The 12615-nt window shown below is 63.4% G+C and carries 12 protein-coding genes; 8 read left to right on the top strand and 4 right to left on the bottom strand.

What is annotated here, in order from left to right; genetic code table 11:
• Positions 1-56: 56 nt before the first annotated feature.
• The 8 genes from B2J69_RS01375 (at position 57) to B2J69_RS01340 (ending at position 8446) form a co-directional block, all read left to right on the top strand.
• Positions 57-1007 carry a branched-chain amino acid ABC transporter permease gene (locus B2J69_RS01375; protein ID WP_081135240.1) on the top strand — a complete coding sequence of 317 codons (951 nt, stop codon included), beginning with the start codon at positions 57-59 and terminating at the stop codon, positions 1005-1007.
• 82 nt (positions 1008-1089) lie between these two features.
• Entirely contained in the window at positions 1090-2121 is a 1032-nt protein-coding gene (locus B2J69_RS01370) for a branched-chain amino acid ABC transporter permease (RefSeq protein WP_236722680.1), read from the top strand.
• The gene (locus B2J69_RS01365) at positions 2118-2885 is read left to right on the top strand and encodes an ABC transporter ATP-binding protein (protein ID WP_081135234.1); all 768 of its coding nucleotides are present in this window, start codon (positions 2118-2120) and stop codon (positions 2883-2885) included. The genes B2J69_RS01370 and B2J69_RS01365 overlap by 4 nt, the downstream gene beginning before the upstream one ends.
• The gene (locus tag B2J69_RS01360) at positions 2878-3600 is read left to right on the top strand and encodes an ABC transporter ATP-binding protein (protein ID WP_081135231.1); all 723 of its coding nucleotides are present in this window, start codon (positions 2878-2880) and stop codon (positions 3598-3600) included. Before B2J69_RS01365 ends, B2J69_RS01360 begins: the two co-directional genes overlap by 8 nt.
• Before the next feature lie 25 nt (positions 3601-3625).
• Positions 3626-4771: a branched-chain amino acid ABC transporter substrate-binding protein gene (locus B2J69_RS01355; RefSeq protein WP_081135228.1), complete on the top strand. Its 1146-nt coding sequence runs from the start codon at positions 3626-3628 to the stop codon at positions 4769-4771.
• A gap of 12 nt (positions 4772-4783) precedes the next feature.
• Positions 4784-5275, top strand: coding sequence for an L-2-amino-thiazoline-4-carboxylic acid hydrolase (locus tag B2J69_RS01350; protein ID WP_081135225.1), 492 nt, complete (start codon positions 4784-4786; stop codon positions 5273-5275).
• Positions 5272-6507, top strand: coding sequence for a Zn-dependent hydrolase (locus tag B2J69_RS01345; protein WP_081135222.1), 1236 nt, complete (start codon positions 5272-5274; stop codon positions 6505-6507). Before B2J69_RS01350 ends, B2J69_RS01345 begins: the two co-directional genes overlap by 4 nt.
• Before the next feature lie 157 nt (positions 6508-6664).
• Positions 6665-8446: a tannase/feruloyl esterase family alpha/beta hydrolase gene (locus tag B2J69_RS01340; protein WP_081135219.1), complete on the top strand. Its 1782-nt coding sequence runs from the start codon at positions 6665-6667 to the stop codon at positions 8444-8446.
• Here the strand turns inward: B2J69_RS01340 and urtE are convergent.
• Genes urtE through urtB form a run of 4 tightly spaced genes read right to left on the bottom strand, consistent with a single transcriptional unit; the run spans position 8443 to position 12568 of the window.
• A complete protein-coding gene (gene urtE, locus B2J69_RS01335) occupies positions 8443-9141 on the bottom strand; it encodes an urea ABC transporter ATP-binding subunit UrtE (protein ID WP_081135216.1) in 699 nt (232 codons plus the stop codon). The two genes, B2J69_RS01340 and urtE, sit on opposite strands and share 4 nt — an antisense overlap.
• Position 9142: 1 nt before the next feature.
• The gene (urtD, locus tag B2J69_RS01330; protein ID WP_081135213.1) at positions 9143-9934 is read right to left on the bottom strand and encodes an urea ABC transporter ATP-binding protein UrtD; all 792 of its coding nucleotides are present in this window, start codon (positions 9932-9934) and stop codon (positions 9143-9145) included.
• Positions 9927-11003: an urea ABC transporter permease subunit UrtC gene (gene urtC, locus B2J69_RS01325; RefSeq protein WP_081135210.1), complete on the bottom strand. Its 1077-nt coding sequence runs from the start codon at positions 11001-11003 to the stop codon at positions 9927-9929. Before urtC ends, urtD begins: the two co-directional genes overlap by 8 nt.
• The gene (urtB, locus tag B2J69_RS01320; protein ID WP_081135207.1) at positions 11003-12568 is read right to left on the bottom strand and encodes an urea ABC transporter permease subunit UrtB; all 1566 of its coding nucleotides are present in this window, start codon (positions 12566-12568) and stop codon (positions 11003-11005) included. The genes urtC and urtB overlap by 1 nt, the downstream gene beginning before the upstream one ends.
• Positions 12569-12615: the final 47 nt, after the last annotated feature.

Here is a 12615-nt window from a genome sequence, read left to right as displayed (position 1 = left end):
AACAGAGATCATTTACCGGATGGTAGGCGCGCAACGCCTGAAACCGGAAAACTCTTGTGGATACACTGATTCAACAACTTATTAATGGCCTGATGCTGGGCAGCATCTATGGCCTTATCGCGCTCGGCTACACCATGGTGTACGGCATCTTGCGCATCATTAACTTCGCGCACGGCGATCTGTTAATGGTCGGCGCGCTGACCGCGCTTTCCGGCATGCAGACGCTAACTCGGTATTTCCCGGCGATATCTCCTCTGGCGGCGCTAACGGCGGCCACGCTGCTGGCGATGGCGGTATGCGCGTTGCTCGCGATGGGCATTGAACGCTTCGCCTACCGTCGACTGCGCAATGCGCCGCGGCTGGCGCCGCTCATTAGCGGCATCGGCCTGTCGGTGCTGTTGCAGACGGCGGCGATGATGATCTGGAGCCGCAACCCGCTGATGTTCCCGCAGGTGCTGCCGATGGACCCGATCGCGGTGACGCACGGCAGCGCTGCGCATCCTCCCGCCATTATTACCGTCACCGGCCTCGTCACCCTGGCGCTGGCGCTGCTGGCGATGGCCGGACTGTGGCTGCTGGTGGAGTTCACGCGTCTTGGCCGCGGCATGCGCGCCGTGGCGGAAAATCCTCGCGTTGCCAGCCTGATGGGCATCAACCCCAACCGCATCATTACGCTGACCTTCGCGATCGGCGGCCTGTTCGCGGCGCTGGCGGGCGTGATGATGGCGAGCAATTACGGCAGCGCCAGCTTCTCCATGGGCTTTTTGCCGGGCATTAAAGCCTTTACCGCCGCGGTGCTGGGCGGCATCGGCAATCTGCGCGGCGCGATGCTGGGCGGGTTGCTGCTGGGGTTAATCGAGTCGCTGGGCGCGGGGTATCTCGGCGAGCTGACCGGCGGCCTGTTCGGCAGCAACTATCAGGATATTTTTGCCTTTATCGTGCTGATTCTGGTGCTGATATTCCGTCCTGCCGGCTTGCTGGGCGAACGAGTGGCACAGCGTGCCTGAGGAGAAAGAGATGAGTGCAATCCTGTCGGAACAGCCGACCAGAAAAAGGATCAACAGCGGCGTGCTGCTGCTGGCGGCGGGGATGATCCTCGCGCCCTGGCTCGCCTCGGCGGCCGGCGGCAATTACTGGGTGCGGGTGATCGATTTCACGCTGCTTTATATCATGCTGGCGCTGGGGCTGAACATTGTAGTGGGGTTCACCGGCCTGCTGGATATGGGGTTTATCGCCTTCTATGCGGTCGGCGCCTATCTCGCCGCGCTGCTGGCGTCGCCCCATCTGCTGGAAACGTTTCCCGCGCTGCAGGCGCTCTTGCCTCACGGGCTCCACACCTCTTATCTGCTGCTGGTGCCGCTGGCGGCGCTGATAGCCGGCGCGTGCGGCATCCTGCTGGGTGCGCCCACGCTTGGCCTGCGTGGCGACTATCTGGCGATCGTGACGCTAGGGTTCGGCGAGATTATCCGCATTCTGATGCGTAACCTCGATCGTCCGGTCAATATCACCAACGGCGCGAAAGGGATCTCCGGCATCGATACGTTAAGCCTGTTTGGTCTGCCGTTTAAAGGGATGATTCACCTGGCGGGCGTCAGGATCCCGGCTCTCTACCTCTGGTATTACCTTTTTGCGCTGCTCATTGTCGCGATCGTTATCGCCTGCGTTCGGCTACAGCGCTCGCGTATTGGCCGCGCCTGGCATGCGATCCGCGAAGATGAAGAAGTTGCACGCGTCATGGGCATTAACGTGCGCAATTACAAACTGCTCGCTTTTGCGCTGGGCGCCTCGTTTGGCGGCATCGCCGGCGTGATGTTCGCCTCGTTCCAGGGCTTTGTTTCTCCTGAATCCTTTACCCTCAACGAATCCATCGTGGTGCTGGCGATGGTGGTGCTCGGCGGTATTGGCCACGTGCCGGGCGTCATCCTGGGAGCGGTGCTGCTCTCGGCGCTGCCGGAGGTGCTGCGCAGCCAGGCGGTGCCGCTGCAGCAGGCGCTGTTCGGCTCGGTGGTGATCGATCCTGAAATTTTGCGCCAGCTGTTTTACGGACTGGCGCTGGTGATGGTGATGCTGTTCCGGCCGCATGGCCTGTGGCCCGCGCGTCGGCAGGAGGCACAAGCATGAGCCTGCTGGAGGTGAGTCATCTGCAAAAACGCTTTGGCGGCGTGGTGGCGGTCAACGACGTCTGCCTCACCATCAACCAGGGCGAAATCTACGGTTTAATCGGACCAAACGGCGCGGGCAAAACCACCTGCTTTAACCTGATTACCGGTCTGTATCGCGCCGACAGCGGCCGCTTTGCGCTGAACGGCGCCGCCTATTCGCCGCATAAGATTGAAAAGGTCGCCGAGGCTGGTATCGCCCGGACGTTTCAAAACCTTCGTCTGTTCAGCGAGATGAGCGTGCTGGAAAACGTCATGACCGGGCGTCATGTCCGTACGCGTAACGGCCTGTGGGCCGCGCTCAGCCGTCACCGCCGCGCCCGCGCGGAGGAGGCGGAGACGGAACGTCTTGCCTGGCACTGGCTGGAGTATACCGGCATCGCGCAGTTTGCCCACTATCGCGCCTGCGACCTGGCCTATGGGCATCAGCGCCGTCTGGAAATCGCCCGCGCGCTGGCGACGGAGCCTCAACTGCTGGCGCTCGATGAACCGGCCGCCGGCATGAACGCGGCGGAAAAAGTCGCGCTGGGCGCGTTGCTGCGGCGCATACGCGACGACGGCACAACCCTGCTGATTATCGAGCACGACGTCAGACTGATTATGGCGCTCTGCGATCGACTGTCGGTGCTGGACTTCGGACGCGTGATTGCCGAAGGAACGCCGCAGGCGGTGCGCCGCCATCCCGACGTTATCCGCGCCTGGCTGGGAGGCGAAAACCATGCATAACGCGCTTTTGCAACTCAACGATCTCAGCGTTCACTACGGCGGTATTCAGGCCGTACGCAACATCAGCCTGTCGCTGAGGGAAGGCGAACACGGCACGCTTATTGGCGCCAACGGTGCCGGGAAAAGCTCGACGGTGCGCGCCATCGCCGGGCTACAGCCCTATAGCGGCGACATTCTGTGGCGCGGCGCGTCGATCAAAGGCCTCAGACCCGAGGCGCTGTTGCAGCGCGGCATCGTACTGGTGCCGGAAGGCCGCGGCATTTTCAGCCGGATGACGGTGCTGGAGAACCTGCAAATGGGCGCCTGGCTGCGCCGCGACGCCGCGCGCGTCAGGGCGGAGATCGCCGCGCTGTGCGCGCGTTTCCCGCGGCTGGGCGAACGGCAAAACCAGCTGGCCGGGCTGCTGTCGGGCGGAGAGCAGCAGCTGCTGGCGCTGGCCCGCGCCATGCTCAGTCAGCCGCAGCTGCTGATCCTCGATGAGCCTTCCATGGGCCTTGCGCCGATCATGGTGGAGAAAATATTTGAGGTTATCGGCTCGCTGCGCGCGACCGGCATCACCACCTTACTGATTGAACAGAATGCACGCCTGGCGCTTGAGGTTACCGATCGCGCCTGGGTGATGGAAAGCGGCACGCTCTCCTGCGAAGGCCGTTCGGCCGAGCTGCTGACCGACGATCGCATCCAACAAATTTACCTGGGCGAACTGCCCGTTTAATCATCACCAACATCAGGAAACGCTAATGAAAAAAATAACACTCGGCGCCTTGAGCGCAGTGGTTCTGCTCGCGAATGGCATCGGCGGCGCGCAGGCTGACGATACCGTGCTGATCGGCCTGGCGGGGCCGCTTACCGGGCCGTCGGCGCGCATCGGCAAAGATCTGGAGAATGGCGCGCAGCTGGCAATTGATGACGTTAACAAAACGCATCCGACGCTGGCGGGTAAAGCGGTGACCTTTAAGCTGCAGTCTGAGGACGATCAGTCCGACCCGCGCGTTGCGGTCGCCGTGGCGCAGCGCCTGGTGGACAGCGGCGTGGCTGGCGTGGTTGGGCACTGGAACACCGGCACCAGCATTCCGGCGGCGCGCATCTATCACGACGCCGGTATCGCGCAGGTGGCGCCGGTGGCCACCGGACACGCCTATACCCAGCAGGGGTTCGATACCAGTTTTCGCGTGATGGGACATGACGACGACGGCGGCAACTACGCTGGCAACTACGCCGTCAACACCCTTAAGGCGAGCCGTATCGCGGTGATTGACGATCGGACCGCGTTTGGGCAGGGACTGGCGGATGAGTTTATCAAGTCGCTCAACGCGCAGGGCGTAAAGATTGTCGATCGACAGTATGTAGACGATAAAACCGTGGATTTTAGCGCCGTGCTGACCGCGATACGCAGCAAAAATGCGGACCTGATCTTTTTCGGCGGGGTCGACAGCCAGGCCGCGCCGCTGGCGCGCCGTATCAGACAGCTCGGCATGAACGCGACGCTGATGGGCGCTGGCGGCTTTGTCAGCCAGACCTTCCTGTCGCTGGCGCAGAAAGAGGGCGAAGGGGTGGTCGCACTGGAACCGGGCCTGCCGGTGGATCAAATGCAGGGCGGCAAAGCGTTCGAACAGGCCTATCAGTCTCGCTATCACACCCATATCGAACTGCACGCGCCTTTCGCCTATGACGCCACGCGCGTGCTGATCGCCGCGATGCAAAAAGCGGACTCTGCCGATCCCGAACGCTACCTGCCTGCGCTGCGCGCCATTCGCTATTCCGGCGTCACCGGCACCATCGCCTTTGACGCGCAGGGCAATCTTAAAAACCCCTCCTTTACCGTTTATAAAGTGGTAGGGGGTAAATGGCAGCCGCAGACCGTTCTGGGCGGCTCGGCGCAGTAACAGGAGGCAAAGATGAGCTGTGGTCAACAACCTGAGCTGGGCATACTGGCCCGCCGCAAAATTGAAGCTGAAATTATCAAGCCGATTTATGACGTGCTGGTGCGCGAGATAGGTAAAGCGCGCGCGCAGGCGGTGATTGGCGAGGCTATCGAGCAGGCGGCGATTGAGGCGGGCAAAAGCTTTGCCGCCAGCGAGCCGCAAAAGGCGGATCTGCGCAGCTTTGTCGCGCTGCAGTATTTGTGGGAAAAAGATAACGCCCTGGAGGTGCGGGTGCTGGACGACGACGGCGACCATTACAACTATGACGTTACCCGCTGCCGCTATGCGGAGATGTATCAGCAGATGGGGCTGGGCGAGATAGGGCATCTGCTCTCTTGCGCGCGCGACGATAAATTTATCGTCGGCTACGCGCCGGATGTCGAGCTAACGCGCACCACCACTATTATGTCGGGCGCGAAGCGCTGCGATTTTCGCTATCAGGTCAAGAAAGAGAAGCCGTCATGACAGCTGCCGTGAGCATCAACGCGTCGCGTCTCTGGCAGACGCTGCAGACTTTTGCCACCTTCGGCGCGACGTCGGGCGGTGGGGTAACGCGCCTGGCGCTGAGCGAGGAGGATAAGCAGGGGCGCGATACGCTGCTGGCGTGGGCGCAGCAGGCCGGATTTCACTGTGAAGTCGATGAACTCGGCAATATGTTTATGCGCCGTCCCGGCATTCATCCAGAACTGGCGCCGGTGATGATCGGCTCGCATGGGGACTCGCAGCCGCAGGGCGGCAACTATGACGGTATCTATGGCGTACTGGCAGGACTGGAGGCGCTGCGCACGCTGAACGATCGCGATATTCAGACCGAGCGCGATATTTTACTGGTGAACTGGACCAATGAAGAGGGCGCGCGCTTTGCGCCCGCGATGCTGGCGTCGGGCGTGTGGGCGGGCGTTTTCTCACGCGACTATGCGCTGGGGCGTCGGGATCGCGACGGCATCAGCGTGGGCGAAGCGCTACGCCATATCGGCTACGCAGGCGAGCGCCCCGCCCGCGCGCAGCCGCTGCACGCCTGTTACGAACTTCATATCGAGCAGGGACCGATTCTGGAAGAGGAGGGGATTGGCACCGGTATTGTTCACGCCGCGATGGGCCAGCGCTGGTTTGAGGTCACCCTTACTGGTTTTGCCGCCCATGCCGGCACCACGCCGATGGATCTGCGGCGCGATGCCCTGTGCGGCTTTGCCGAACTGGTGCTGGCGGTAGAGAAAATAGGGCAACAGTATGGCGATGACGGTCGGGCGACGGTGGGCATGGCGCAGATCGCGCCCGGATCGCGCAATGTGGTGCCGGGCGCGGTTTTCTGCAGCGTGGAGTTTCGTCATCCTGCGCTGCCTGCGCTCGACGAGATGGAGGCGCAGCTGATGCTGGCGCTAGAGGCTATTCGTTTGCGTCACCTCCAGATCTCATCCGAGAAAATCTTCGACTACCCGCCGGTTAAGTTCGACCCAGCGTGCATTGCGCGCATCGAAAAAGCGGCTCACAGCCTGGGCTATTCACAGCGCAGGATGGTGTCGGGCGCGGGTCATGACGCCTGTTACATCAACCGCGTCGCGCCCACGGCGATGATATTCATTCCCTGCGTCAAAGGCATCAGCCATAACGAGGCGGAGCGTATTTCGCCGCAGTGGGCTGAGGAAGGCGCCAACGTGCTGCTGGCGACGCTGCTGCTGGCGGCAAATGAGGTCTGAACGCTCTCCAGGCATGACGGCATAGCCGGGCACTTTTCCCCGGCCTCTCCGTCGCGGCTGTTTTCGCTATATTCACACGTCCTTAACGCCGTGCTGTCCCGCTTTCAGGCAAACAGCCGCTAAAATAGGGCAAATGAAACAGAGAAGGAAACCCGTTATGCCGCGCCAGTGCCGCTATTTCACTTTTATCCCGGCGATCCTCGCCGTTGGCCTGTTTTTTAGCCTGCTGTCACCGGCGCGGGCGGCGTTACCGCTGGACGAGGTTCAGCCGGTACGTTCCTGCGCCGCGCTGGCCGCGCTTAGCGTTGGCGAGGGCGTGGACGCCGAGGTCAGGATCACCGGTGCTGAAGAGTTAAAAACCGCGCAGGGCGCCTTCTGCAAAGTCAGCGCCACGCTCTCGCCCGATATTGGCGTCGAGGTGGCGCTTCCGCAGGCGAAATGGACGCAGCGACTGTTGCAGGTGGGCTGCGGTGGATTGTGCGGCAATATCAACCTCAGCCTCTCTAACGCCAGCGGCTGCGTGCCCGCCATGAACGGCGAATTTGTGGTGGCGGCGACCAATATGGGGCACGCTGGCAGCATGATGGACGCCTCATGGGCGGAGGATCCACAGAAGCGCATCGATTTTGCCTACCGCGCCAACCACGTTACCGCGCAGTTCGCCAAAGCGCTGACGGCGGCCTACTACGGACAGCGGCCGAAATACGCCTACTTTATGGGGTGCTCAGACGGCGGCCGTGAAGCGCTGGTGGAAGCGCAGCGTTATCCTCACGACTTTAACGGCATCAGCGCAGGCGCGCCCGCCGCCTGGTTCTCGGTGCAGAATTCGTTTTTTCATGGCTGGAACGTGGTGGCTAATTTGCGCGCCGACGGCACGCCCATCCTGCTGCAAAACCGCCTGGCCCTGATCCATCAGGCCGCCCTGGCGCACTGCCCGACGCTCTCCGGCATCAATGACGGCATCCTGCAAAACCCCTATGCCTGTACCTTCTCACGCAGCTGGATCGCGCAGTGCGCGCCCGGCCAGCAGCAGGAAACGTGCCTGACGGCGGAAGAGCTGGACGTGGTGGAAAAACTCTATCGCGGCGCGCGCGACAGCGCGGGAGAGTCGCTGGCGCCGGGCGGCCTGCCGATTGGTTCCGAGCTGCGCTGGCCGGTTCCGGCAACGGCGACCGGGCATTCGATGTCGGAAATGATGGCCTTGCCCGCCATTCAGTACGTGCTGCTGCCCGGTGGTAAACAGCCGCTCACCCGCGTGGCCGATTTTGCCTTTAACCGTCAGAACTTCGCGAAAATTGCCGCGCTGGCGCCGCTTTACGATGCCACCAACACCAACCTCAGCCCCTTTCAGGCGGCAGGCGGCAAGCTGATCGTCTGGCACGGGCTGGCCGATGACTCTATCTCGCCGGCGGGCACGCTCGCCTGGTTCCGCGGCGTGCAGCAGCGGATGGGCGACGCTCAGGTCGATCGCTTTATGCGTCTCTTTCTGCTGCCGGGCGTTGCGCACTGCGGCAACGGAGAAGGTCCCGATCAGGTGGACCTGCTGACGGCGCTGATGAACTGGACGGAGCAGGAGAGGGCGCCGGCGCGCCTTATCGTGGGTAAATCGGCGCAGGCCGACGCTATGCCGGGCATGCCGCCAGCAGGCGGCCCCGCGCCGGAGAAAGACGCATCAGCCCAGTTCCACGGCGTGCAGAAGCCGAGCCTGCCCGTGGCGGCGGCGGCGCAAAAAACGCGCTACACCCGTCCGGTCTTCCCTTACCCCTATATCGCGCGCTACAGCGGGAAAGGGGATAAGAATGACGCCGCCAGCTACACGGCGGTAAAAGGGGACTACCGCGCCGTCCAGCTGGCGCAGCCGGTCAGCGAGCTGCTCGCCCCGGACAATCAGCGCCGCTACCGCGCCGTTAACGGTGAGCTGAAACAGGCGGCCGACTAGATCGCCACCAGCCGCCTGACGTTATCCTGCTCCATCGCGGCGCCGCGTCCGCGCTGGACGATCTCGCCGCGCGACATCACCAGGTAGCTATCAGCCAGCTCAGCGGCGAAGTCGTAAAACTGCTCGACCAGCAGGATCGCCATATCGCCGCGCTGCGCCAGCTGGCGTATCACGGCGCCTATCTCTTTAATCACCGAGGGCTGAATGCCTTCGGTCGGCTCATCGAGGATCAGCAGCTGCGGCCGACAGGCCAGCGCCCGGCCGATCGCCAGCTGCTGCTGCTGCCCGCCGGAGAGATCGCCGCCGCGCCGCGCCTTCATGTCGCGCAGCACCGGGAACAGCTGATAGATCTCTTCCGGCACCTTTTTCGCCTCCGATCCCGCAAAGCGGGCCAGCCCCATCAGCAGGTTCTCTTCTACCGTCAGGCGCGGGAAGATCTCCCGTCCCTGCGGCACGTAGGCGATACCCGCCTGGACGCGCTGGTGCGGCTTAAGGGCATTAATCGCCTTGCCCTGCCAGCGGATCTCGCCCGACTTCGCCGGAAGCAGGCCCATCAGGCACCTCAGCAGCGTGCTCTTGCCGACGCCGTTGCGGCCCAGCAGGCAGGTGATTTCGCCGCTTTTCACGTCAAAAGATAGGCCGCGCAAAATATGGCTGCCGCCGTAATATTGATTCAGTTCAGCTACCTGTAACATCTCAGCGCCCCAGATAAACGTCGATAACCCTGTCGTCCGCCTGCACCTCGCGCAGCGATCCCTCGGCCAGCACCTGGCCCTGATGCAGCACCGTCACGCGATCGGCAATGGTTTCCACAAAGCCCATGTCGTGCTCGACTACCATTAGCGAGTGTTTGCCGGCCAGGCTGCGAAACAGCTCGGCGGTATAGTCTGTTTCCGCGTCCGTCATGCCGGCGGCGGGCTCGTCGAGCAGCAGCAGATGCGGCTCCTGCACCAGCAGCATGCCGATTTCAAGAAACTGCTTCTGTCCGTGTGACAGCAGCCCGGCTTTGCGTCCGCGCTCGCCGCCGAGCCGCAGCAGCTTCAGCACCTCGTCGATGCGATCCTGCTGCTCGCCGTCTAGCCGCGCCCGCAGGCAGGCCCAGACCGATTTATCGTTTTTCAGCGCGATCTCCAGATTGTCGAACACCGTCAGCGCCTCGAACACCGTGGGCTTTTGAAACTTGCGGCCGATGCCGGCGTGGGCGATCTGCACCGGTGTGAGCCGGTTGAGATCGGTGTCCTGATCGTACAGCACCCGTCCGCTGTCTGGCCGGGTTTTGCCGGTGATCACATCCATCAGCGTGGTTTTACCGGCGCCGTTGGGGCCGATAACGCAGCGCAGCTCGCCGACGCCGATGGTCAGCGAGAGATCGGTCAGCGCCTGAAAGCCGTCAAAAGAGACGTTAATCTTCTCCAGCTGCAGCAGCGGATCGCGCTGATGACGGTAGCGATCCGCCGGCTGGGGTTGGGTAAACAAGCGATCACTCATCACGCCTCCGGCGCAGCAGGCCAATGACGCCACGCGGCAGGAACAGCGTGACCAGAATAAACATCAGTCCGAGGAAAAAAAGCCAGTATTCGGGGAACGCCACGGTAAACCAGCTCTTGGCGCCGTTGACGATGGCGGCGCCCAGTAGTGGGCCGATCAGCGTGCCGCGTCCGCCGAGTGCCACCCAGATCGCCGCCTCGATAGAGTTGGTCGGCGACATCTCGCCCGGGTTGATAATGCCCACCTGCGGCACGTAGAGCGCGCCCGCCAGGCCGCACAGCACGGCGGAGAGCACCCAGACAAACAGCTTGAAGCCGCGCGGATCGTAGCCGATAAACATCAGCCGGTTTTCTGCATCGCGCACCGCGGTCAGCACGCGGCCAAACTTGCTGCGCGCCAGCGCGAAACCGGCGGCGAGGCTGAGCGCCAGCAGCAGCACGGTGGCGACGAACAGCCCGATGCGCGTGCCGGTGGCGGTGACGCTAAAGCCGAGCAGGGTGGTGAAGCCGGTAAAGCCGTTGTTGCCGCCGAAGCCGGTTTCGTTGCGAAAAAACAGCAGCATCCCGGCGTAGGTCAGCGCCTGCGTCATGATCGAGAAGTAGACGCCTTTGATCTTTGAGCGGAAGGCGAAAAAGCCAAACAGCAGCGCCAGCAGCCCCGGCACCAGTACGATCAACAGGAGCGCCCAGGCGAAGTGCTGCGTCCCGACCCAGAACCAGGGCAGTTCGTTCCACGACAGAAACGACATAAACGCCGGCAGGCCGCTTCCCGCCGCCTGACGCATCAGATACATGCCCATGGCGTAGCCGCCGAGGGCGAAGAACAGGCCGTGGCCGAGCGACAGCAGCCCGGCGTAGCCCCACACCAGATCGAGCGCTACGGCGACCACGGCATAGCAGAGAATTTTCCCCACCAGCGTCAGCGTGTAGGTGGAGATGGCCAGCGGATGCGCGGCGGGCAGCAGGGCGCAGAACGGCAGCGCCAGCAGCAGCAGCGCGACGGCCGCGCCCGCGCTCAGCGCCAGCCGGGGCGCTTTGCGCGCGAGGGTTAAGGTAACTGGCTGCGTCATTAGTCGATGACCCTCCCTTTAACGGCGAACAGCCCCTGCGGCCGTTTCTGGATAAACAGCACAATCAGCATCAGGATCAGGATCTTGCCCAGCACCGCGCCGGTCTGCGGCTCCAGCACCTTATTCAGGATGCCGAGGCCGAAGGCGGCCACCACCGTTCCCGCCAGCTGGCCGACGCCGCCCAGCACCACCACTAAAAACGAGTCGATGATATAGCCCTGACCCAGCTCCGGGCCGACGTTGCCGAGCTGCGACAGCGCGACGCCGCCCAGTCCGGCGATGCCGGAGCCCAGCCCGAACGCCAGCATATCGACGCGCCCGGTCGGCACGCCGCAGCAGTCCGCCATCGCGCGGTTCTGGGTGACGGCGCGCACGTTGAGGCCGAGGCGAGTTTTATTCAGCAGCAGCCAGGTGAGCAGCAGCACCGCCGCGACGAACAGGATCACCGCAAGACGGTTGTAGGGCAGCACCAGATTGGGCAGCAGCTGCAGGCCGCCCGACAGCCACGCCGGGTTGGCCACTTCAAGGTTCTGCGCGCCGAACAGCATGCGCACCAGCTGGATCAGCATCAGGCTGATGCCCCAGGTCGCCAGCAGCGTCTCCAGCGGGCGGCCATAGAGGTGGCGAATAATGACGCGCTCCAGCAGCATCCCCATCACGGCGGTGACGCCAAACGCCACCGGCAACGCCAGCAGCGGATACCACGCCAGCCACTGCGGCGCGTAGTGCTGAAACAGCGTCTGCACCAGCCAGGTGGCGTAGGCGCCAAGCATCAGCATCTCGCCGTGCGCCATATTGATCACCCCGAGCAGGCCGTAGGTGATCGCCAGCCCCAGCGCCGCCAGCAGCAAAACAGAGCCGAGCGACAGCCCGGTAAAGGCCTGGCCGAGCAGATCGCCCCACATCAGGCGCTGCTTGATCTGCTTCAGGCTGCTGACGGCGGCGGCGCGCACCTGCGCGTCGGGCTCGCTGTCGGGCTGGGTCAAACGGTTCAGGCTGGCCTGCACGGCGGGATCGCCCGATTCGCCGAGCAGCCTCACCGCCTGCAGACGGGCACCCGCTTCAGGGCTGGCAAGCTGCAGATTCGCGGCGGCGAGCGCCAGTGCTGTGCGCACCTCCGGCGCCTGTTCGCTCGCCAGCCGCTTTTCAATCAGCGGCAGCTGATCGGCAGCCGCGTCGCTTTGCAGCTGTCGCGCGGCCTGCAGCCGCAGCTGGGCGTCGCTGCTGACCAGCTGGTGGGCGGCGAGGGCGCTGGCGATCAGCACCCGCAGCCGGTTATTCATAAAGATTTTTTGCGTCCTGCCCTCAGGCTGCCGGGCGCTGTCGAGCGGCGTCAGAGCGCCGTTTTCATGACTGAACGGCTGTTTTTTCTCGTCAATAACCACGCTTTCCTGGCGCAGCGCCTGCAGCAGCGGCAGGCGGCCAGCGTCCGGCGCGGCGGCCCACTGCTGTAGCAGCGCGGCCTGCTTAGCGCGGCTCGCCGCCGCGAAGTCAGCGCCGTCGCCCGCGACGGCCTGCCGGGTCAGCAGCAGCAGCAAACAGAGGATAACAGGGCGGATTAGCATAGTGATGATCCTGTCGGGAAGGGCCTGATGGCGCTTGCCCTTACCCG

It is taken from the genome of Pantoea latae (genome assembly GCF_002077695.1).
Lineage (GTDB): Bacteria > Pseudomonadota > Gammaproteobacteria > Enterobacterales > Enterobacteriaceae > Pantoea > Pantoea latae.
The sequence above is the reverse complement of the archived record's forward strand: the minus strand, read 5'-3'. Positions and strand labels throughout refer to the sequence as shown.

Bases quoted from the DNA above. Each gene is read 5' to 3' on its own strand.
- urtE (WP_081135216.1), bottom strand. From the start codon at position 9,141: ATGTTACAGGTAGCTGAACTGAATCAATATTACGGCGGCAGCCATATT.
- B2J69_RS01370 (WP_236722680.1), top strand. From the start codon at position 1,090: ATGATCCTCGCGCCCTGGCTCGCCTCGGCGGCCGGCGGCAATTACTGG.
- B2J69_RS01355 (WP_081135228.1), top strand. From the start codon at position 3,626: ATGAAAAAAATAACACTCGGCGCCTTGAGCGCAGTGGTTCTGCTCGCG.
- B2J69_RS01350 (WP_081135225.1), top strand. From the start codon at position 4,784: ATGAGCTGTGGTCAACAACCTGAGCTGGGCATACTGGCCCGCCGCAAA.
- urtB (WP_081135207.1), bottom strand. From the start codon at position 12,568: ATGCTAATCCGCCCTGTTATCCTCTGTTTGCTGCTGCTGCTGACCCGG.
- urtC (WP_081135210.1), bottom strand. From the start codon at position 11,003: ATGACGCAGCCAGTTACCTTAACCCTCGCGCGCAAAGCGCCCCGGCTG.
- urtD (WP_081135213.1), bottom strand. From the start codon at position 9,934: ATGAGTGATCGCTTGTTTACCCAACCCCAGCCGGCGGATCGCTACCGT.
- B2J69_RS01365 (WP_081135234.1), top strand. From the start codon at position 2,118: ATGAGCCTGCTGGAGGTGAGTCATCTGCAAAAACGCTTTGGCGGCGTG.
- B2J69_RS01345 (WP_081135222.1), top strand. From the start codon at position 5,272: ATGACAGCTGCCGTGAGCATCAACGCGTCGCGTCTCTGGCAGACGCTG.
- B2J69_RS01340 (WP_081135219.1), top strand. From the start codon at position 6,665: ATGCCGCGCCAGTGCCGCTATTTCACTTTTATCCCGGCGATCCTCGCC.
- B2J69_RS01360 (WP_081135231.1), top strand. From the start codon at position 2,878: ATGCATAACGCGCTTTTGCAACTCAACGATCTCAGCGTTCACTACGGC.